This is a genomic window from Roseimaritima sediminicola (assembly GCF_009618275.1).
GTDB classification, from domain to species: domain Bacteria; phylum Planctomycetota; class Planctomycetia; order Pirellulales; family Pirellulaceae; genus Roseimaritima; species Roseimaritima sediminicola.
In genome coordinates, this window is sequence record NZ_WIAD01000045.1 from 26766 (window position 1) to 48794 (window position 22029).

At 61.5% G+C, this 22029-nt stretch carries 15 protein-coding genes and 2 tRNA genes; 10 read left to right on the forward strand and 7 right to left on the reverse strand.

What is annotated here, in order from left to right:
- The first annotated feature begins 14 nt into the window (after positions 1 to 14).
- On the forward strand, positions 15 to 2201 hold the full coding sequence (locus GE027_RS17810) for a hypothetical protein (RefSeq protein WP_153558575.1): 2187 nt from the start codon (positions 15 to 17) through the stop codon (positions 2199 to 2201).
- A 945-nt stretch (positions 2202 to 3146) separates the two neighbouring features.
- Here the strand turns inward: GE027_RS17810 and tig are convergent.
- The 3 genes from tig to GE027_RS17825 form a co-directional block, all read right to left on the reverse strand.
- Positions 3147 to 4643: a trigger factor gene (gene tig, locus GE027_RS17815; protein ID WP_153558576.1), complete on the reverse strand. Its 1497-nt coding sequence runs from the start codon at positions 4641 to 4643 to the stop codon at positions 3147 to 3149.
- 62 nt (positions 4644 to 4705) lie between these two features.
- A tRNA-Gly gene (locus GE027_RS17820) sits at positions 4706 to 4778 on the reverse strand.
- Positions 4779 to 5065: 287 nt separating this feature from the next.
- Entirely contained in the window at positions 5066 to 7204 is a 2139-nt protein-coding gene (locus tag GE027_RS17825; RefSeq protein WP_153558577.1) for a vWA domain-containing protein, read from the reverse strand.
- Positions 7205 to 7597: 393 nt separating this feature from the next.
- On the opposite strand from GE027_RS17825, the gene GE027_RS17830 reads away from it, so the two are divergent.
- The 8 genes from GE027_RS17830 to GE027_RS17865 all read left to right on the forward strand — a co-directional run bounded on the left by GE027_RS17830 (position 7598) and on the right by GE027_RS17865 (position 14833).
- Positions 7598 to 8257, forward strand: a complete 660-nt coding sequence (locus tag GE027_RS17830; RefSeq protein WP_153558578.1) for a metallophosphoesterase family protein — start codon at positions 7598 to 7600, stop codon at positions 8255 to 8257.
- Between the two features lie 51 nt (positions 8258 to 8308).
- Positions 8309 to 8381, forward strand: a tRNA-Ala gene (locus GE027_RS17835).
- Between the two features lie 396 nt (positions 8382 to 8777).
- The gene (locus GE027_RS17840) at positions 8778 to 9869 is read left to right on the forward strand and encodes a DUF1559 domain-containing protein (RefSeq protein WP_153558587.1); all 1092 of its coding nucleotides are present in this window, start codon (positions 8778 to 8780) and stop codon (positions 9867 to 9869) included.
- Positions 9870 to 9880: 11 nt separating this feature from the next.
- Positions 9881 to 10291 (forward strand): hypothetical protein, encoded by a 411-nt coding sequence (locus GE027_RS17845; protein ID WP_153558579.1) that lies wholly within the window; start codon positions 9881 to 9883, stop codon positions 10289 to 10291.
- A 2-nt stretch (positions 10292 to 10293) separates the two neighbouring features.
- Positions 10294 to 11469: a cytochrome c family protein gene (locus tag GE027_RS17850; RefSeq protein ID WP_237607628.1), complete on the forward strand. Its 1176-nt coding sequence runs from the start codon at positions 10294 to 10296 to the stop codon at positions 11467 to 11469.
- Between the two features lie 97 nt (positions 11470 to 11566).
- Positions 11567 to 12526 (forward strand): hypothetical protein, encoded by a 960-nt coding sequence (locus GE027_RS17855; RefSeq protein WP_237607630.1) that lies wholly within the window; start codon positions 11567 to 11569, stop codon positions 12524 to 12526.
- Between the two features lie 122 nt (positions 12527 to 12648).
- A complete protein-coding gene (locus tag GE027_RS17860; protein ID WP_153558580.1) occupies positions 12649 to 13836 on the forward strand; it encodes a tetratricopeptide repeat protein in 1188 nt (395 codons plus the stop codon).
- Between the two features lie 25 nt (positions 13837 to 13861).
- Positions 13862 to 14833: a dihydrodipicolinate synthase family protein gene (locus tag GE027_RS17865; protein ID WP_153558581.1), complete on the forward strand. Its 972-nt coding sequence runs from the start codon at positions 13862 to 13864 to the stop codon at positions 14831 to 14833.
- 428 nt (positions 14834 to 15261) lie between these two features.
- Here GE027_RS17865 and GE027_RS17870 read toward each other — a convergent pair whose 3' ends face one another.
- The 4 genes from GE027_RS17870 to GE027_RS17885 all read right to left on the reverse strand — a co-directional run bounded on the left by GE027_RS17870 (position 15262) and on the right by GE027_RS17885 (position 20119).
- Positions 15262 to 16698, reverse strand: a complete 1437-nt coding sequence (locus tag GE027_RS17870; RefSeq protein ID WP_153558582.1) for a DUF1501 domain-containing protein — start codon at positions 16696 to 16698, stop codon at positions 15262 to 15264.
- An 18-nt stretch (positions 16699 to 16716) separates the two neighbouring features.
- The gene (locus tag GE027_RS17875; protein WP_153558583.1) at positions 16717 to 18612 is read right to left on the reverse strand and encodes a PSD1 and planctomycete cytochrome C domain-containing protein; all 1896 of its coding nucleotides are present in this window, start codon (positions 18610 to 18612) and stop codon (positions 16717 to 16719) included.
- Positions 18613 to 18636: 24 nt separating this feature from the next.
- Positions 18637 to 19401 (reverse strand): exodeoxyribonuclease III, encoded by a 765-nt coding sequence (locus tag GE027_RS17880; protein ID WP_153558584.1) that lies wholly within the window; start codon positions 19399 to 19401, stop codon positions 18637 to 18639.
- A 91-nt stretch (positions 19402 to 19492) separates the two neighbouring features.
- Complete coding sequence (locus GE027_RS17885; RefSeq protein WP_153558585.1) at positions 19493 to 20119, reverse strand: 3-keto-disaccharide hydrolase; 627 nt, start codon at positions 20117 to 20119, stop codon at positions 19493 to 19495.
- A gap of 157 nt (positions 20120 to 20276) precedes the next feature.
- On the opposite strand from GE027_RS17885, the gene pgi reads away from it, so the two are divergent.
- Positions 20277 to 21908 (forward strand): glucose-6-phosphate isomerase, encoded by a 1632-nt coding sequence (gene pgi / locus GE027_RS17890; protein WP_153558586.1) that lies wholly within the window; start codon positions 20277 to 20279, stop codon positions 21906 to 21908.
- Positions 21909 to 22029 lie beyond the last annotated feature (121 nt).

Below are 22029 nucleotides of genomic sequence, written 5' to 3' on the forward strand. Positions count from 1 at the left end.
CCGAGTAACCAATCGTGGATAGCGACAAAATCAAAAACTTCTTTGCTCAACACATCGAAAAGATGGTGCTGGGGGGCATTTGCGTCTTCGCCTTGTTCCTGATTATGCAGGGCATGGGATATCCGATGTTCAGGGACTCGGAGTTCGAGCCGGAGGAACTGCAGTCCAAGGCGACCGAGGTCAAGCGAAACATCGACCAACCGCACAACGAAGCGGTGTTGGCGCTGCTGCCGCCGGCCGAGCCGAAGTCCTACCGTCAGCGGATCGCTCAGCTGCAGAAACAGATTCCCTACGAGGAGTATCCGCACACGGCTCTGGAACAGCTTCGCGTCGACTCCAGTATCAAGCGGATCGATCCCGCCTTGGTGGCTCCGATCGAATTGCGGATGACCGGTGTTCTGGCATCGATGGCCGTCAAGGGAGGTCGGGAAACGAGCTATCCGGCAGCGGAACTGGAGAACGCCGAGCCCAAAGAGGTTGAAGAGGAGAAGCCGCGCCGCCGCGAACGCGGACGCCGGGGGCGTCGTGGCGGAGGCGAGGCGGAATACATGGGCATGGGCCAAGAAGCGATGATGATGATGTCCGACCCCTACGGTACGGGCGGCGAAGGTGCAACGCCGGATTATATGGCGGGCGGCGGCTCTGGCGAAATGCAGAGCATGGACCCGATGGGTATGGGCATGGGCATGGGCGAGGCGATGCCCGGAATGGGAGTCACGCGTCGTTTGGACCCCAAATACAATCTCGGTACCAAAGTCACCGGCAATGTTCAGACCACGACCACCGAAGACAGCCGAACGCCCAAGCGACCGCTGAGAGCCATTCCGCATTCGGCCTGGTTCATCGCCGGCACGGCGGCCCTGCCGCATAAGGAGCTGGTGGAATCCTATAAGAACACGTTCGAAAAGACCAAAGGCTACAAGCCGCTGCGAGACCGTCCGATCTACCTGGGCTACGACGTCCAGCGAGCCGATGTGACCGGCAAAACGGTCGACCAGCTGGCCGATGAAGATTGGGTCGACGTCGACGGCTGGGAGCGGATGAACTTCTACGCCTTGAACTGGTGGGAGGGCTACGCCCCGGACATCATCCCGGCGGACTATCGAGATCCGAAATTAACCGCGCTGATTCCGCCGCTGTTGATCTACGATTTCACGCACTTTGCGACCCACCCCAAGATCCCACTGAAATCGATGGCGGAGATCGCGCGTGAGGAAGCGGACCCGCTGGGCGGGGTCGAGTTGCCGGATATTTTCGATCCCAATGCGCCCGCAGTTCCCACTCGACGACCCGGCGCCGGTATGAATCCGGGAATGGGCATGGAGATGGGCATGGGCATGGAGCCCGGCATGGGCATGGGCATGGAGATGGGCATGGGCATGGGCACCGCCCGGGGGCCTGAGAAGAACCCGCCGGAGTTCAAAATGGTCCGGTTCTACGATTTTTATCATCCCCGGGCTCCCAACCCGCCCAAACCCGGGCGAAGCTATGTGTACCGATTGCGGGTCAAACTGGAGGATCCGAACTTCCCCGAGAATCCGGCTTTAACGCCGACGCTGCGCAGCCTCTCGGCGGAGGTCTTCCAGCGAGTGGTGCCCAAGATCGAAGCTGCCAAAACCACGAAGAAACGCGATTTTGTGATCACGACGCCCTGGAGCGATCCGAGTCCGGTCGTCCAGTTGCCGCGACGGATCGAGATGTACGCCGGTCCGATCATCGAACCCGCCTCGACCAAGGACGTTCCGGTGGCCAATCAGACGGTCACGTACGAGCGGTCTCCGGCGAGAGCCAAAGCGGTGGTCGCGGTTTGGGATTGGGACTACGCCCTGGCCGTTCCGGCACCGATGGACGTGCGTCCGGGAACGGTGCTGAATGATACGCTGGATGCGGAGGTGGTCGATCCCTTGACGTTGACGATCAAGACCAAGCCCAACAGCGCGGTTCGCACCCATGCCGTCGTCCTGGATGTGACCGGGGGCGAACCCCTGCAGTTGCAAGAGGAAGACGATCTGACGCGACCCGGTATGGTCTTTGTGTACGATCCCGTGCAAGGTGGATTGAAGGTCCTGCAGGAGATCGACGATCGGTTCCGATTTGGCCGCTACACCTTTGCCGAGGACAAGCCGAAGCAGGCGGATCCGAGCATGATGATGCCGATGGATGGCATGGATCCCGGTTACATGCAGATGAGCCCTCCCTAAGCGCTAAGCCGTATCGGGGCAAGCCGAGACGGGGGTGCCGAGACGGGGGCGCCGAGGCGGGGGCGCCGAGGCGGGGGTGCCGTCCCATAGCCAATCGACCCCCGAGCCGAACGCGCTAGCGTCGGGTTTCATCCCGAGGCGGGCTGCGGCGTCGCCGTGGTGCCAACACCCTGAGCTTCTCGCTGCGGGCGCGGGACGCGAATCGACCGTTTGCGGCGGGCGGTATTTCTAGGCGTGAGACCCGCGGCTCGGGCCCCATGCCATCTACTTTCACCATCGCTTGCGATTGACGCGTTAGCGGAGCGGCGCAAGCCGCCCGGTGTGTGAAGGTTCGCACCGCAAAACCGGACGGCTCGCGCCGTTCCGCTACAAAGGAAGCGGCATAGGGCTCGCGCCGTCTGCTGGCGGGCTTTGCCTGCCACCGACGCTCCAAAGCCGACCGCCCCCCCGAGCCGAACGCGCTAGCGTCGGGTCTCGTCCCGGGGCGGGCTGCGGCGTCGCGGTGGTACCAACAGCCCGGACTCTCGCTGCCGGCGCGGGGCGCGAATCGACGGTTTGCGACGGGCGGTATTTCTAGGCGTGAGACCCGCGGCTCGGGCCCAATGCCATCTACTTTCACCATCGCTTGCGATTGACGCGTTAGCGGAGCGGCGCAAGCCGCCCGGTGTGTGAAGGTTCGCACCGCAAAACCGGACGGCTCGCGCCGTTCCGCTACAAAGGAAGCGGCATAGGGCTCGCGCCGTCGGCTGGCGGATGTTGCCGCCGCCACGTATGAGCCATGCGTTTTGGCGAACCAACCGCCCGCGAGCGTCGGGGATCGCGGTGATGCTCCGGTGGCTGGCACCGCACGGCGCTACGAAATAAAAAACGCCGCGTCCGTCAGCGGACGCGGCGTTCTTACTTTCTTGTGTTCTTGGTCGTGGGCTTCAGCCACGGACGGCCGGCTCAGTCGTCTTTCTTCGACGATTCCTCGTCGCTGCCCGACTCGTCGTACTTGGCGGCCGGGATGGCGCTGTCGTCTTTGGTTCCCAGCACGTAGTGGTAGACGGCGGCGGCATCGTCGGAATCGCCGTCCTGCTTTTCGGCTGGGACGTCCTTGATCTCGGATTTCTCAGTGATCATTTCGATCACCTTCCGTTCGATGATCTGGTTCCGCAGGGCGTCGATCTGACCGGACTTCTCCAGGCGAGCTCGCACACGCCGGGTCGACATGTTGCTCTGCTCGGCGATCAGTTCGATCTCTTCTTCGAAGTCCGATTCCTCGGCGTCCACTTCGCGTTCTTCGGCGATCTTTTCCAGCACAAAGTGTTCACGCAGGGCGGCTTCGGTCGACGCCTGGGCGTTCTGACGCACCATGTTCACATAGTTGCGAATCTGCTCTTCGGGGAACCCGCTGCGGCGCAATTCGAGGATCTTGCGTTCCAGTTCGCGGCGGGTCTGGCGTTTGACCAGTTCCGGCGGCAGTTCGAAGTCGACCGAGCTGGTCAGCTGGGCCACGATCTGTTCACGCAGCGATTGGTTCTGCCGGTATTCGCTCTGTCGCTGCAGCGAGCCGCGAACGAAATCCCGCAGCTCTTCCTCGGATTCGAAATCGCCCAGTTCTTCCAGGAAGGTTTCGGTCAATTCGGGTTTCTTGTAGCGTTCGACTTCGACGACGTGGAAAGCCGCTTCGACTTCGCTGCCACGCAGTTCTTCGTCGTCGATGCCATCGGCCAGCACAACTTTTCCGGTACGGGTTTCGCCTTCTTTGACGCCGGCCATCAGGGAGCCGAAATCGGGGCATTTGCCGTCGGAGAAGGTCAGCTGTTCGCGCAGTTCGACGCGTTCTTCGTCCATCTCCGAAACGACTTTGTCATCTTTCTTGAAGGTAGCCGTGATCAGGAGGCGATCGCCCTGCTGGGCCGGTTGGTCGGTGGCTTCGGTGCGTCCGTAGCGACGCAGCAGGCCGTTGAGCGATTCGGTAACGGCTTCGTCGGAGATGTCCTCGACGGCCCGCTCGAGTTTCAATCCATCGATCGAGGGCGTTTCGAATTCGGGACGCACTTCGACGGAGAATTCATAGCGGAAGTCGCCGTCTTCGGGCAGATCGATCGATTCGTAATCGAAATCCGGTTCGCTGATCGCCGAAAAGCCAGCATCATCGGTGACCTGGCTGAGGCTGTCCATCAGCAGGGCGCCTTTGACGCGTTCCAGGACCCGGTCCTTGAACTGCTTTTCGACCAGCTTGCGGGGAGCTCGGCCGGCGCGGAAACCCGGGACCTGAGCTTCCGGAACCAGTCCGTCGTATTCCTTCTGCAGGTACCGCTCCACCTCCTCACGCGGGATCGTGACGACCACGTGTCGCAGGCAGGTCTGAGGGCTTTCCACCTGCACATCCAACTTCAGGGGAGCCGCAGCGCTGTCGGCGGTTGGAGAGCCTTCTGGTAAATCCGTGGTGGACATCCTGGGGGTAGCCTGTGAAGGAGGTGAGAGAAAGAAGAGAACGTCTGCCGAGGGGCGGAAAGAGCGGCTGATGGGATTCGAACCCACGACAACAACGTTGGCAACGTTGTGCTCTACCAACTGAGCTACAGCCGCTTAGTGGCCGCGCCGGAGCGGTGTCCAGCGTTTGCCTGCTAAGAGCATTAACCCCTCGGCACGTTCTCTGATCATCTAAGAATTGTGCTTGTGAGCCGAGATTATAGAAACCCTCGACAGGCCCGCAAGAGGCATCAGGAGGATTAATCGTAAACTCGGAAAACTCGCCAAACACGGGCGGGGCACCACCACTGGCGGTGCGGCCTCACAAAAAACGCCGCCGCTGCCGAACCCGAATCGGGCTTCGGCCCGACCCGTTGGGGGCCGGTCGGCTGACGATGCTGAAACTATAGCTTAGGAAGCGGACGTTTGGGAGCCCGTTTCAGCATTCTTTTTTGATCGTCCTGGGGTGGGTTGTTGTTATTGTTATTATTGTTGTTACCGGCCGGCCGCGGCGGGTCCAGGTCCGTGTACTGCTCGACCCATTTCCAGCCGATCGGCGTGGCCAGTTCTTCCTTGGCCAGCAGGGCCCAGGGCGTGCCCTCGTGCTCGTCGGCGACGCGGCGGAGCAGTTCGGTCGCCTTTTCGGCTTCGCGTTGCCATTTGCTGCCCACGCTGATCTCCGCGGCGGGCTCCAGTTTCCAGGTGTTGTTCTTTTCATTTTCGAAGCCGATGCCGCGTTTGGCTTTGGCCAGCATGGCATTGTAGGTTTCGGTCCGCACCTTCAACGCCAGCACGCGGCCGAGTGCCAAGTCGTAGCCGGCTTGCCAGCGAGGGCTGGTTTCCTCTTCGCGGGCCGCTTCGCCTTGCAGCAGGACTTCGGCCATCGCGGCCAAGCGGGGCTCCAGCCGTGCGGCGTCGCGCTGGGCATTGCTCAGTTCGCCGACGAGGGCCGCCTCGCTGCGTTTGACAAACCGCGTTCGCGGCCGGTCCAGCCCCTCCACGCCTGGCATCTGTGCCGCTTTGATCAGGGCCTGCCGCAGGGGGCTGGCCTTGACCATTCGCATGTAGTCCTCGGGCGAGACGTAATCGGGCCGGTACGGGGCCATTTTGACGGGGTCGAAGAAGTATTCCAGATTGGCCGAAAAGGCTTCGATTTCGCCGCGCCGAACCCGCCGGTTGACGTTTCGGTTGGGATGGACGGTGAAATAGATGCCGCCGGTTTCGTAGCACAATCGCGTCAGGGCATAGGGACCAAAGCCGCTGTCGAGGACCGGTTCGGCCCCGTAGTCGCCGGTGAAACCGATGCGTACCCGTTCGGGCATGACCGTCTCGGGACCCTGGTCAACCTCTGCCCACTGCGGAGACTGGTCGTACTTGGGGTCGGGGTCGACGTATTTGACGTAGGTGGTTTCCCGGCCGAAGGGGGCCGGAACGCCGATCACGTACACCGGCATCCCGTACCGGCGACAGATTTCCACGGTGGGCTCCAGGCCCGTCTGGTAATCATCGCCGCGTTCGTCGGTGACCACGACCAGCATCACGTTTCGCTGCGGACCGAAACCCAGGCGGTGTCGCCGCATGCCCTTGTATTCTTTGGCGGCCAGGTACACGGCGGAAAACACCTGTTCGACGCCCGACGAATCGACCTCGATGTTGTCGACCGTATCCTTGATGGCCTGCAGGTCGGCGATCGGTTCTTCGGTCAACAACTCGACCGACTCGCCGAACCCGATGATGCTGGTCAGCAATTGTTCTTCGTGAGGGTTGCTCCGCTGGAACGCGTCGGAGCCGCTCTTTTGGACGATCTGCAGTTCTTCGTAGATGCGGTCAAAGCGGTCGCGGATTTCCTGTCGTTGGCGGTGCAGGGAGCCGCTCTTGTCGAACAGCCACACGACCAACGTGGGCCGTTCCTCCATCGATTGCAGGATTTCCCAGGTCAGCCGATCCACGGCGCCGGCGGCGCCCAACGCCCCCACGCCGGTCTTGCCCCGCTGTTCTTTCAGCCGATCGACCGGAGCGACAGCCTGTTGAAACATCTCATTGATGTTGACCGTGCTGATCTCGCTGGTCTGCAGCTCGACCGGCTGCGGGATCTCGGCGACTTCCGCAAACATCTCCGCCGAAGCCTCGGCCATCTCGCTCTCGGCCTCACTGTTCGCTCCGACCTTCTCGTGCGGAACATCGCTGTAGGTGATGTCCTCGATCCGTTCGATCGTCTCCTGTTCGTACTCCGGTGGTGGGCTGACCAGGACCACCGCCGGCGGCTTGTCCTCGATCAGTACCGGCATCATCGCCAGGGTCAGCAGGATCGCCATGTGGGCGACCAGGCTGGCAACGAACGCTACCGATTCGTCGTTGAACCAGTCCTCCTCCTCGACTTCGAAATCGTCCGCTTCTTCCCACTGCTGTTCAATAGCTTCGAACTCCGAACCCGGCACCGCTCGCTCGGCCGCAGCGGGACCATGAGCCGCCGTTGCGGTGGGCTCCGAGGGAACCACCGCCGAGGAAATCGCTTCGGAATTCGGAATGCTATCTGTGGACATTCAATTGACTCGGAGGCGATTGTGAGCAAGGGAAAAGGGATTGGCGCGCGGGTTCCGGTAGGCTCGCCCAAGGACCCGCCGGGCTGGCCCAGTGCACCCGCCGGGTTTGCCCAGTGCACCCGCCGGGGTTGCCCAGTGCACCGGGTGGGCTGGCCCAGGAACGGACCACCGGTTCCATGACGACCGGCCCCAACTAGACAGTGTGGCCGATCACCCTCTAAATTTCAAATCTTTCCCGGTTCCGCTGCGCCAGTCGCTGGTGTTTGAACGCTTCAAACATCGCTCTGTACCCAAGATTGCAGGGAGGCAGCGGCGAGATGGATGGACGCTTGTTCACGGGAATTGGCTGGTTGCTGTTCCCCTCCTGTCAGTTCTCCTGCCCCGTAGGACCTTATGCCCGGACGGACGATCGCGATCGGCGACATCCACGGATGTTCCCTTGCCCTGAACGCTCTGCTGGATGCCATCGCTCCGGCTGCGGAGGATACGATTGTTGCGTTGGGGGATTATATCGATCGCGGCCCCGATTCGCGGGGGGTGGTCGACACCTTGTTGCGGCTGGCGGAGCACTGCCGCGTGGTTGCCTTGTGCGGCAACCACGAGGAAATGATGCTGTCGGTGCTGGACAACACGATGTCCTACAGCGGGTGGCTGCGCTACGGCGGCGTCGAAACGCTCGACAGCTACGGGTTCGCCGGCGATCTGGACGTGATCCCGGCGGCGCATCGCGAGTTTTTCGACAATCTCGAGGACAGCTACGAAACGGCCACGCATTTCTTTGCCCATGCGGCCTACGACCCGGGTTATCCACTGGAGCAGCAGTCGCCGGAGGTTCTGCGTTGGCATTCGCTGCGGGAATCGGTTCCGCCGCCGCACCCCTCAGGCAAGATTGCCGTGGTCGGACACACGGCCCAAAAGGACGGCGAGATTCTGGACCTGGGCCATCTTATCTGCATCGACACGTACTGCTACGGCGGCGCGTGGCTGACGGCCTTGGATGTCGGCAACGGCGTCCTTTGGCAAGCGGACCAGCGGGGCGTGCTGCGGTCCTAAACCGCTTTCCTCGGCGGCGTCGGTCGATTATCCTGGAGAGCACCAACCGATGGGGTTGTAGCTCAGCTGGGAGAGCGCTGCGTTCGCAATGCAGAGGTCGGGAGTTCGAATCTCCTCAACTCCACTCCGTCCCCCCCTTTCCTCCCGTAGCGGAACTCGCCAGAGTTTGGATCGCGTGGCGGAACTCGCCAGAGTTTGGATTGCGTGGCGGAACTCGCCAGAGTTGGCGGTTCGCGTCTTGATCCATTCCGACCGCTGGCCGCCCGAACTCTTGCTTTTTCTTTGCAGTCCGTCCCGGCGTCCACGAACGATCTCCCGGCGTCCACGAAAAGATCGCGGATCGGCGGTGAACAAAATTAACAGTAAATTTGCTTGCGATCGGTTGCGGGAGCTCTTACTATGCGACCGTTTGGGGGGCGTATGGCCCCTTTGACGTTGCAGGATGCGCTTATTAGCCGGCATGGATTGCTGGGGTGTTCACTGCTTGTCGTTTACTTCTTGTGTTTTTATGGGTGATGTCATGATGTTTCGGGAGAGAGAATCACGGTGCAGGGGGGCAGGCCGCCGGTCTGCTTTCACACTGGTGGAATTGTTGGTCGTGATCGCGATCATCGGCGTGCTGGTAGGGTTGTTGCTGCCTGCGGTCCAGTCGGCTCGCGAGGCGGCTCGGCGGATGAAGTGCCAGAACAATATGAAGCAGTTGGGTTTGGCGATGCAGAACCACATGGATGTCCATGGTTCGTTTCCGCCGGGATACGTTTGCTATGACGAATCGGGAAATCGCTACAAAACCGGTGGTTGGCAGCACGGTCAGAATGAATTGGGCTGGCACTGGTTGGCACTGTTGTTTCCGTACATGGAACAAGGCGCCATGTGGGAACGCGTCAAGGAGTGCGAGCAGCGGCGGACCAACAGTCACACCCAGAACCCCTGCGACGACTGCGAGTACCACGGTCCTCATCATACCGGTCGCGACCAGTTGGGAGAGTTTGTGAGTTGTCCGACGGCGACGAACACGGACGTCCAGTTCAGCGACGGCAGTTATGGTCTGGAGGCTTTGGCCAAGGGCAACAACTATGCGGCCTGCTGGGGATCGGGGAACATGCTGTCCTGGGAATCCAATCAGACCCTGGGCGCCTTCGGAACCTATTACACCCATCAGAACAAGATCGTGCGAAGTCTGGGTGGCAGCGGGGACCGCTTTCAGAACAAAAACGGCATGGGCGCTCAAGATTTCATCGACGGGATGAGCAACACGATGGCGCTCAGCGAGATTCTGTCGACCAGTACCCGACGCGATATTCGCGGAGTCTGGATGTCGCCGGCGATGGGCGGCACCATTTTCTCGGCTTTCCTTGGTCCGAATTCGCCCGAAAATGACGTGATTGCGGCTTGCGATGAGAACTATTCTACCGGGGCCGGACCGAATATGGTGTGTACCGAGGAACGGAGCACCCCCGATGTTTATGCGGCGGCCCGGAGTCTACATCCCGGGGGAGTCAATACGTTGAGGGCGGACGGGTCCGTGCACTTTGTTTCCGAAACGGTGGACCGAGTAAACGTCTGGCAAGCCTTGGCGACGGCCCAAGGCGGAGAGGTTGTATCTGAGTAATGGGAGTTTCGATGTTGAAGAAAGTTAGCGGATTGCTGGTCGTTTCGATCCCGTTGTTGGGGATGGTTCTAGGCTGCGGTGGCGGAAGTGCCGCGGTCTCCACCCTGGAACAGGACGCGTATGCCCAAGTCGAAGGCTTGGGCGACGCCGCCGGCGATCCGGCGATGTTCGAGGACGCCTTTGTGTCGGGAGCGGCACCGGAAAACCGGGACGATTATGCGGCTCGAGGTTTCCAGGTGGTCGGCGATCCGGCGATCGATGGCGAGGTCGCGACGCTGCAGGTCGAGATCTTTGGCGGTGTCCATGAAACCGGCGGCGGGGATCGTGCCAAAGAAGGGCAGGACACCGGCCCCGTAGAGCAGACCTGGACCCTGCAGCGCGTCGGTGATACCTGGAAGATCAAAGACGCACCGTTGGGTTAATCTTGATTAATCCGGTTCGTATTGCCATTCCCATCGCCGTCGTCATTTTGTTGGCGGCGGCGATGATTTATTTGACCGGTGGTTGGGATGGAACCGGTGGCTGGAGCGGGGTCGAAGGCGAGGCCTCGACCGGAGAAGAACCGTCGGCTCGAAGACGTGCCTCGGCACCGCCCCAGGATCCCCAGGTGGCAGCCTGGAAGTCATTGGTCGCAAAGAATTTTGCTGGTGATGCCGCCTGTGCCAGCTGTCATGCCGAGCAGGCCGAGGCGCACCGGCGCAGTGGACATTCCCATACCTTGGTCCCGATGCACCAGTCGCAGTGGGCGAAAGCATTGTTGGAATCGGCGGTTTACAAGGACCCGCGACGGAAGCAAACGTTTCAGTTCCAGGGGGATGACAAGCAGTTCGTGGTTCGCGACATCAGCCAACCGGCGACGCCGGCGATGCCCGTCACTTGGCTGCTCGGCTCGGGGGCTCATGCCCAGACCCCGATCTGGGTCGATGAAGCCTCACAGCGCGGCGTGGAAATGCGCTGGTCCTACTTGGCGCCCATCGAAGGCATTGGTCTGACCCCCGACCACGACCGCTTTGATGACTATCCCGAAGGGTCGGTCGAATGTTATGGGCGACCGCTCGATCATGCCGACGTCCGTGCTTGTTTGGGCTGTCATGCCACGGTGACGCCCCCGCCGAATCTGCCGATTGGTGAGGATTTGATCGTCCCCAACGTCGGTTGTGAACGCTGTCATGGTCCACGCAAACAACATGTTGTGCTGGCCGAGCAGGGGTTGGCCGAACAGGCAAAGCCGCTGGTGCCGCTGGACGATCCGCAGGCGGCCATGGAGGTTTGTGTGCAGTGCCACCGCGATGCCGATTCGGTTTCGCCGACCGCCACCGCCGAGGAGCTGGTTCGGTTTCAGCCCTACGGTTTAAAGCGGAGCCGATGCTTTACCGAGTCGGACGGGCGGATGAGTTGTTCCACCTGCCACGACCCCCATGATGCGGTCGCCACCGACCGCAGCGCGTACATCGCCCGCTGCCAACAATGTCATCAACCGAACAGCCCCGGCGACTGCCCCCAATCGCCCGCCGGCGATTGCATCGAGTGTCACATGCCTGCCGTGCCGTGGACGGCGGGAATCGAGTTCCACGATCATTGGATTCGGTCCCCTGAATAGTCCTGCTCAACTCGCACCGCCGCCGTCCGCGGCGAGTCCCCAACCGCAAACCGCGGCGAGCGCACGATCGCTGACCGCGGCGAACCGGCACGGGTACTTGTTTTCGCCGGCGGTCGATTTGTTGTTCATCGCCAACCTGTTTTGGCCGCTGCTGCTGTTGGTCGATTTTGCCGGGGGGATCACCGCCCACGAAAATCTGTTGTTCTGGCAGATCTATTTCATCACCGCACCGCATCGCTGGATCACTCTGCTGTTGGTGGCCGCCGAGCACGACAAGTATGTGGGGCGGCGTCGAACCTTTGTGGGGTTCGCCATCGCCGTGATCGGGATCTGTTTGTGCGTGCAGTTTGGGACCGGTTCGCTGCTCTGTTTGGGAGTGGTCGATTACATCTGGAACGCGTGGCATTTCTCCTCCCAGCACCACGGTATTTTTCGCATCTACGAGCGGAAGGCGAATTGTTCTAGCGCCGCGGCGGGACTGCGAATCGAGAAGATTTTCTTTCGCTTGTTCATGCTTTACACCATCGCTCGCGTCGCGGGCTGGGGATGGCGGGACGGGGCCTTTGGCGGTCACCAGATCGCCACTTGGTTCGATGGAGCCGTGTTGTTGGTTCCGCTGTTCTTTGTCCTGAGGCAGTGGGGGCGCTGGTGGCGCCAGCCCTCGACCGGTTTCCCTTCGGTGGCCTACCTGAGCAGTGTGATGATTCTGTTCGTGGCGATGTTGGCTGCGTGCCGCTATGAGAACAATTCTTTGGTGCTTCAGTTGGCCCTCGCGTCGGCCGTTTTTCACTCTTTGGAATACATGTCCATCGTGACCTGGGCGGTCCAGAAGTCGAAGTCGACGACCAAATTGTTCGCTTCGATGGCGCGGACCTGGTTGTTGTTTCTGGTCATCTTTGTGCTGGTGATTGGGGCGGGCAATTACTTGCTTTCCAAGGGCTGGTTCGAATTATGGGTGACTATCAATTTGATGGTCGCATTCATGCACTACGGTTTTGACGGGATGATCTGGAAATCTCCAAAACCCAAAGCCGCCGCCGCTGTGGAGCCCGCATGAACCGTAACCGAAAACGGCCGTCGAAAACGGCACCACGGGAGGCGGCCCCAAAGGAGGCGGCACGGAATGAGGCGGCACGGAATGAGGCGGCACGGAATGAGGCGGCACGGAATGCGGCGACGTTGGACGGTCCGTATTCCCGGCTTCGCGTTTGGCTGTCCGGCTTGGGGCTCGTCCTGGGCGTCCTGCTGGTGTTCGCCGCGATCCTCAGCCTGCGCTCCGGTTCCGGGGCGGCCGTGCGGTTGTTCGGGCGGCTGGACGTGGTTGCGTGTGCGCTGTTTGCGGTCCTGCCCAGCGCGCTGCGGCTGGTGGCGCGGGCGGCGACGATTCCGGCTGCGCTGCGAGCGCTATTGGTATTGGTCTGCGCGGTGGTGGCTTGGGTGGTCTATCAAGGCGTCCTGTTTCAGATCGAAGCCGGGATCGCTTCGCGAGCGACCTGGCCTTGGATCGTGGTGGTGGCTTGGTTTTCGATGGCGGCAGTCGGTTTGGCGGCCGTCTGGCGAACCTTGCTTCTAACTGGATCTGGCGATCGCCGTTGGGGTTGGGATGTCGCTTTCCTGGTGATGGCGTTTTGTCTTCCCGCACTCTACGTCGATAGCGTTTCCACCGGGCTGAAGACACAGCTGAATCGCTCGCTGCAGGACCAGCGGATTTTGCGGGGACTGGGCCAGGCCGAACAGCTCATGCAGTTGCAGCCGCACTGGGAGGTGCACGGCGTGCCGCTGGCCAGACTGAAGACCGATCTCGAGGAAGCGACCGGTCAACTGTTGGCCGAGGCGAGGCGTCCGTTGAGTCCGGCGGCACCGACGGGGCAGCGCGGTGGCCGGGTGGCGGTCCTGCTGCAGTTGGAACGGCCCGAGGAGGCGCTACGGGTGCTGCAGCCGTTGCTGGACGGCGAACATTTTCACCCGATTGCCTTGGATTACCAGGGACTTTGTTATCAACGGATGGAACAGTACCCGGAAAGCCTCGAGGCCTATCAAGCCTCTGCCGATTACTGGAAGGACCAGCCCGAACAACCGCAGCAGGTCGCGGGGTTGAGCAGCGCATTAAAAGGAATCGCCTTTGCCTCCCGCCAACTGGGAATGAAACGGGCCGAGGAACAGGCCTATTCGGAATTGGTCCAGCGCTATCCCACCGGACCGCACCATATGTTGTTGGCAAAATGTTATCAGGAGCATCAAAAAGGTGCGCTGGCCGCCAAGCACGCCAAGCTAGCCAAAGCGCAGGATCCGCAGCTGGCCGCGCAGGCCGATAAAATGCTGGCCTCCATGGCGGTGCACGATTTTGGTTGCTTTCAAGTCCAGTAGACCGTCCTCCAACAGAGAACACAGCATGAACGCCACCGCCGCTCGTCCGATTGCCCAGCTGCCACCGGTCCGGACCGGCCGAACCATCCAGGGCATGTCCGCGATCCTGTTACCGTTGCTGGACGATGACCAAATCGACTGGCCAGGGTTTCGGGCTCATGTGCGAAGGACGGCCGATGCGGGGTTGGTGCCGGCGGTCAACATGGACACCGGCTACGCCAACTTGATCAGCGACTCGCAGCGGCAGCAGGTGCTGGACGAGACGCGCCGCGAACTGGGCGCGGGACGATTCGTCGCCGGCGTGTTCGTAGGGGACCAACCCGGCGCGGCCTTTGACTGGGATGCGCACCGTCGCGGCTTGGACCAGATCCTAGAGGTCGATGGGACACCGATCATCTTTCAGTCCTTTGGGTTGACCGAACAAGCCGATGAGGACATCGCAGGGGCGTACGACAAAATCGGCCGCCACGCCGGCGAGTTTCTGGCCTTCGAACTCGGGCAGATGTTCGCGCCGTTCGGCAAGATCTACAGCCTGGAACTGTATGCCGAACTGCTGAAGATCGAGGCTTGTCGCGGCGCGAAGCATTCGTCGTTGAGCCGGGAACTGGAATGGCAACGTCTGCAGCTGCGCGATGCCCAGCGGCCGGATTTTCGCGTCTTGACCGGCAACGACCTGGCCATCGACATGGTGATGTATGGCAGCGATTACCTGCTGGGGTTGAGCACGTTCGCACCGGAAGCGTTCGCCCACCGCGACCACCTGTGGGCCGCCGGCGATGCAGGGTTTTACGAGCTGAACGACCTGCTGCAGTACTTGGGCTTTTTGGCCTTCCGCGATCCGGTGCCGGCCTACAAACACAACGCCGCCCAGTTCCTGCACGCCCGCGGCTGGATCCAAACCTCACGCACCTATCCGGGCAGCCCGGAGCGGCCGGATTCGGATCTGCAAATCCTGCAAAACATCCTGGACCGCCTTCCCACCAAAGACGCCCAATGAAACCGCTGGCCGTTGCCTTGGACGCTGCGGCAAGGCGCCGCCGGCGTGGCCTTGGCAGCCGCCGGGGCGACCTCGGCCAAAGAGCGACGCTGGGTGACGCCTGAGGCGAGCGGGAATCCAAACCGGAATAGAATCGTTGCATCAGATAAGGTCATCGCCTCCAGTACAGAGAAGCAGCACAGCGAGACCTTGTTGGCAAAGTCCCGGCAAACGCTACGCTGGACGGCTGGCGATCCTGCGCCGCCATCCCCCTCACCCCCAGCCCCTCTCCCCCAGCCCCTCTCCCCCGACAGCCTGACTCGCTTAGGCTCGCCAAGCTGTCGGGGGAGAGGGGAGAAAACGATTTTTTGTTTATAGATCCCGCCTGTCCAAAGTCTGGCGACTTCAGCTACGGGTGGCGTCCAAAGTCTGGCGACTTCAGCTACGGGTTACGCGAAGATGTCTTCGACCGCTCGGCCGGTGCCGTCACGGGTGACGTAGAAGGGGCGCCCTTCGATCTCGTAACCGGTCTGCGGACTGATGCCCATGGCGGTCATGATCGTGGCGTGCAGGTCTTCCACACTGACCGGGTTTTCGATCGCCATCAACGGCCGTTCCGGCGCGGTCGCTCCATAAACAAACCCGCGTTTGACGCCGCCGCCAAACATCGCGACGCTGGTGCCGCCGGTGAAATGGCGATGCAGGCCGTAGTGCGTCATCTCGGTAACCTGATCGACTTTCACCGTGGCCTGGTCGCGGGCCTGGGAACCGGGTTGGCCTTCCATCAGGGCGTCGCGACTGAACTCCGAAGCCACGATCACCAGCGTGCGATCCAGCAATCCGCGGTCTTCCAAATCGCGGACCAAGGTGGCGATCGGGCGGTCGATTTCCTGATGCATGCGAGCGACCGTGGTGTGCCCGTCCTTGTGCGTATCCCAATGCAGAAACGGTACGTACTCGGTGGTCACTTCGACGAAGCGGGCTCCGGCTTCGACCAAGCGTCGCGCCAGTAAACATCCGCGTCCAAAGCGTCCCGTGTCGTACCGCTCGATCGTCTCGGGGGCTTCAGCATGGATGTCAAACGCCGCTCGCTCCGGCGCGCTCAACAGGCGATAGGCCCCGTCCATCGCCCTGAGCATCGACTCCTGCTGATAATCGCTCAGGTACTGTCGCTGGGGGCTTTGATCGACCAGACGCCGGAACAAGCGGTTGCGGTCGGCAAACCGCTGGGCGTCCATGCCCTTGGGCGGCCGCACCGCCGCGGCCGCTTGTTCGGGATAGGGCAGGTTCATCGGGCCGAACTGCGAACCGAAGAAACCGGCCGTCGTAAACGCCTTTAGTTCTTCGCTCTCGCCGACACCTTCCAGACGTTGGCCGATATTAATAAAGGCCGGGATGACGGGGTTGCGGGGGCCCAGCACCTTGGCCATCCAGGCGCCCAGGTGCGGGCACGCGACGGTCTGCGGGGGAACGTAACCGGTGTGCCAGTGGTACTGGTGGCGAGAATGCAGGATGCTGCCCAGGTCGGGCTGGACGGCCGAGCGGATCAGGGTGCCGCGATCCATCACCTGGGCAATGTTTTCCATGCCCTGGCAGATTTGCAGTCCGTCCACGGAGGTGGGGATCGCCGGAAACGTGCTGAGCATCTTGGCGACGTCCAGTCCTTTCTCGAACGGTTCATAACGTTTGGGGTCGAACGTCTCCGGTGCCGCCATGCCGCCGGCCAACCACAACAGGATGCAGGCGTCGGCACGGGCCGGCGGTTGATCGACCGGAACCTCTTGGCCGCTGGCTCGCAGGGCACGGGGACGCCCGCTGGCCATCGCCGCCAGGGCCGCGGCCGAGAGACGCTTGACGAAATCGCGACGGATCAACTGTTCAGACATTTTGGGGTCCTTCGAAGGTTACCGAACCAGCCAGAATTCGGGCAACATGCACACCGCCCACAACATGTCCTGAACGTCGTCGGCCGAGGGTGCCGCGCCCAGGTACTCGGTCAAGGTGGCCAGTTCCGCGGTATCGGGCTGTCGCGAGAGCGTGAAATGGTAAACGTGTCGAATCAGTTCCTGGGGATCCTCCCAGGGCTGCTCGACCAAGCGGCGTGCTCCGCTGGCAAAAGCGTCGGCCAACAACTGCTGATTGGCCAAGTTGATCGCTTCCAGCGTACTTAATTGGTCGGGCCGCATCGAAACGATTTGTTCGCGTCCCGGACGTCCCAGCGAACGCATCAACGCCGTGTTCTTCAGCAACCCTGCTCGCACCATCGGCGCCGGTTCCGCGGTCCGCTCGATCGGTGCGTCGAACTTCGCCGGCGCCGCACCGGTAATCTGCCAAACGGCATCCAAGAACTGTTCGGCGGTCAAACGCCGGGCGACCGGACCGCGATACCGATGGTCCTCGGCGGACGTCGTCTGAGGCAGCGTTTGGGATTGGTAAGCCTGGGACGTGGCGATCAGACGCAACACCTGTTTGAGGTCGTAATCATGGTCGACCAATGCCGTGCCCAGATAATCCAACAGGTCTTCGTTGGCGGGCTGGGATTGCATGGCGTCCAGAGGATGCACGATGCCCTGTCCCATCAAGCGATACCACAAGCGGTTGACGATGGTGCGTGCAAAGCGACCGTTTTCCGGATCGGTCATCAGACCGGCCAGTTGCTCGAGCCGCTGTTGCGGCGGTAGTTCGGCGTCGATCTGCCCCAGTTCCGGAAACAACCAACCGGCCCGAGCCGTCCGGCCGGTGGGCTTGTCACAGCGGTGCAGCTCCAGCGGCTCCGAGGCGTACACGGCCGCCAGGGCGTAGGCGTCGTCCAGCGTCCAGCGATCGATAAAACTATCGTGGCAGGAGGCGCATTTCAAATTGATTCCCAGAAAGGACTGAGCCACGCTCTGGGCGAATTGAATTTCGTTGCTCTGCCCCGCGCTGACCGTTCCTCGCCAGCGGATACCGTCGATGTAACCACGGCTGGCGTCGGAGGGCGGGGCGACCAATTCGCGAGTCATCTGGTCGAACGGTTTGTTCTCCAGCAGCGACTGATACAACCATCCGCTGATCTGTTTGCGGCCACCCGTAATGAAACCGGTGCCGCTGTAGTCGTTCCTCAGCAGGTCATTGAAGAACGTCAGCCAGTGGTCGGCATAGTCGATGGGGTCTTCCAATAGGCGGTCGATGTAACGCGCTCGTTTGTCGGGCCGCGTGTCCTCCAGAAACGCCCGCCGCACGTCGGGTTCGGGCAGCAGGCCCACCAGGTCCAACGTCACTCGCCGCAAGAACGTCTCGTCGTCAACGCTGGCCGGGGGAGCCAGATCGCGAGCGGCCAGGTCGGCATCGAGAATGCGATCGATGGGATGGGTCCGCCCATCGCGGGCCTGGGGCAGTTCCGGCCGCCGGGGACGCAGGGGAGGTTCGTAGACGGCCGGGGCAAAGGAGAATCCGGCTTGCCAGGGCAAGTCCTGTTGGATCCAGCGTTTCAGTGTGGCGATCTGCTCGGGCGAAAGCCGCGCATGTTCCGCCGGAGGCATCTGGAAATCGGGATCGTCCGATTCCACCAATTCGATCAAGTACGAATCGACGACCGAACCCGGTTGAACGTGTCCCGATTCGATCAACAGAGCTCGAGAATTGATCGAAAACCCGCCTTTGGCTTCCTGGCCGCCGTGGCACTCCAGACAGTGCTGCCGCAGGATCGGTACGACCTGATGGTTGAAGTCGATCTGCTGCGCATCACCCGGCAGGGCGAACAGCAGAGGACAGAGGGCAAACAGAACGACTCGGGTGGGCAAAAAAGGCGGGTAATTCATGCCCCCGATTATAACCGTTCCTTGTCAGCCCAGGGTCAATTCGACCGGACAGTGATCGGAGCCCAGGATTTCGGGGCGGATCGCGGCGTCGGTCACCGCGTTGTCGCGCCACAGGGCATCGGCGACCCAGAAATAATCCAGCCGCCAGCCGATGTTCCGCTGGCGAGCCTGGTTGCGGTAGGTCCACCAACTGTAGTGACCACCCTCAGTATTGCGAGCTCGGAAGGAATCGACGAAGCCGGCCGCCGCGACGGCATCCAGGCCGGCCCGCTCCTCGGGCGTGAAGCCGGCGTTTTTGCGATTGGCTTTGGGATTCGCCAGATCGATTTCCTGATGCGCACAGTTGACGTCGCCGCAGAAGATCACCGGTTTCTTGCGGTTCAAGCTGCGGACGTACTCGAGAAAGTCGCGATCCCACCGCTGGCGATAGTCCAGTCGGGTGAGCCCGCGTTGGGAGTTCGGGGTGTAGACGTTGACCAGCTGGAACGCATCGAACTCGGCGGTGATCACGCGGCCTTCACGGTCGTGGTCGCTGATCCCCATCCCCAGATGATGAGCCATGGCGGGCGTCTTGCTCCAAATTGCCGTCCCGCTGTAGCCCTTCTTTTCCGCCGCGTTCCACAGTAGGTGGTAGCCCAATTCCTCGGCCCAGCCGACGTCAACCTGGTCGGGATGGGCTTTGGTTTCTTGGATGCACAGCACCTCGGGCTGTTCCTCTTCGACAAACTCGCGGAACCCTTTGGCCATCGCAGCGCGAATGCCATTGACGTTCCAGGAAACCAACTTCATGTCTACGTTCCGTTAACCGTTTCGCGTCGCACAGTCCATAACTGGCGAAGGGGGGGGAATGACTGTTTGCCGTTGAGGCGATAGCGCCCGGTCAGTCGTCCAGGGGCATCACCTCGACCTTGCGGATGTGCACTTTGCTGCCGGGGTCGTGTTGTTGGAAGGCGAAGTAGCCGGGATCGTAAGTCTTTTCGAAATCCAGGTACTCGTACAGCTCGTTGCCGTCGACGGTGACCTTAATCCGCGTGATGTCGCGACCGCGCCAGACGTCTTCGCGGACTTCGACTTCATAGGTGAACCAGGTGTCGGGTTCGACCAGTTGCTTGTAGACGTGACAGAAACCGTACAGCGAGCCGGTACGGATCGGGTCGCGATGGGTGCTATCGATCTGGGCTTCGTAGCCGTCGGTGAAGCCGGGTTTGCGGGTGCAGCGGAAGTACATTCCGGAATTGCCGCCGTCGTTGATTTTGATTTCCGCGCGGTAGCGGAAGTTTTTGTAAGGCCCCTCGGTGCAGACCAGCATCGAAGCTTCGCCGGAACCGGCCAGGGCACCGTCTTCGACGGTCCAGTGGCTGTCCTCGCGACCCACCTTCTCCCAGCCGTCCAAGGTCTTGCCGTCAAACAGCGACTTCCATTTGCCTTCCTCGGCTCCCACGCCCGACAGCGGCAGGATGGTCAAGACAGCAGCCAAGCACAAGCAACGACGGAGCAACAGATTCATGGATGGATTCCTCACGGGAGAGAACGCTTGAGAGGTGGGACAATTCGGAAGGCAAGCCAGTATATCTGCCGCGGGCCGGACACACGAGAGCGTGAAAGGGTTATCCTGTCGGCGGATGCACGTTTCCCTCCAAGAACTTTCAGACGCAGGTACACGAATGCCAGCCGATTTAACCTCCAGCCCACAGTGGAAAGCTCTAGCGGAACATTTTGCCGAGATCCGCAATGTGCATTTGCGGGAGTTGTTTGCCGAGGATCCACAGCGCGGTGAAACGTTTACCGCGTCGGCCGCCGGGTTGTTCCTGGATTATTCCAAGAACCGCATCACGTCCAAGACGATGCCCTTGTTGATCGATCTGGCCCGTGCCGCGGGGCTGGAAGAACGCATCGAGGCGATGTTCACCGGTCAAAAGATCAACGTCACCGAAGACCGAGCGGTGCTGCATACCGCCCTGCGGGCCCCGCAGGGCGCCAGCGTCGTGGTCGATGGCGAGAACGTGATCCCCGACGTGCACGCGGTGCTGGATAAAATGGCCGCCTTCTGCCAACAGGTGCGCAGCGGCCAGTGGAAGGGGCATCGCGGCAAACCGATTCGCAACGTCGTCAACATCGGCATCGGGGGCTCCGACCTGGGCCCGGTCATGGCCTACGAAGCCCTCCGGCATTTCAGCCAGCGCGAGCTGTCCTTCCGCTTTGTCAGCAACGTCGATGCCACCGATTTTGCCGAAGCCACCGAGGGACTCGATCCCGACGAGACGCTGTTCATCGTCGCGTCCAAAACCTTCACCACGATCGAAACCATGACCAACGCCGGTACGGCTCGTCAGTGGTTGCTCCGCGCGGTCGACGGAGACACCGCGGCGATCGCCAAACATTTTGTGGCCCTTTCGACCAATGCCGAAAAGGTGTCCGAGTTCGGGATCGACACCGCCAACATGTTCGAGTTCTGGGATTGGGTCGGTGGCCGTTACTCGATGGATTCGGCGATCGGACTGTCGACGATGCTGGCCATCGGTCCGGACCGGTTCCGTGAGATGCTGGACGGCTTTCACGAGATGGACCAGCATTTCCGCACCGCGGATTGGGATCAGAACCTGCCCGTGTTGATGGCCCTGTTGACGGTCTGGTACGCAAACTTCTTCGAGGTCGAAACCACGGCCGTGCTGCCGTACGAGCAATATTTGAAACGCTTTCCCGCGTACCTGCAGCAGTTGACGATGGAGAGCAACGGCAAGTATGTGACGGTCGATGGCCAGGAAGTGGACTACGCGACGGGCTTGATCTACTGGGGCGAACCCGGCACCAATGGCCAGCACTCGTTCTACCAGTTGATCCATCAGGGCACGCGTTTGATTCCCTGCGACTTCATCGCTTTTGCCCGTTCGCTGAACCCGATCGGCGACCACCAGGACATCCTGATCGCCAACGTGCTGGCCCAGAGCGAAGCCTTGGCCTTTGGCAAGACGGCCGACGAGGTCCGCGCCGAAGGCACGGCCGAAGCGCTGGTGCCCCACCGCGTATTCCAGGGAAACCGGCCCTCGAACACCCTGTTCGGCGAACAACTGTCGCCCGCCATGCTGGGCAAATTGGTCGCGCTGTACGAACACAGCGTATTTGTTCAAAGCGTCATCTGGCAGATCGACGCCTTCGACCAGTGGGGCGTGGAACTGGGCAAGGTGCTGGCCAAGAACATCATCCCCGAATTGCAAGCCGACCAACCGCTGCAGCACGACAGTTCCACGAACAGCCTGATCCGTTATTACCGCCAGCGGCGACAAGCGGGCGGCTAGGCAGGAGGCTTTGGGCAGTTCAGCCGTTTTGGCGCTTTCCGCGGTTGCCCGCCTGGAACCGGGGCCAACGCCCAAACGGCTGATGGGATGACCCCCAATCCTTTTTCCTGCTTGCTGGCTT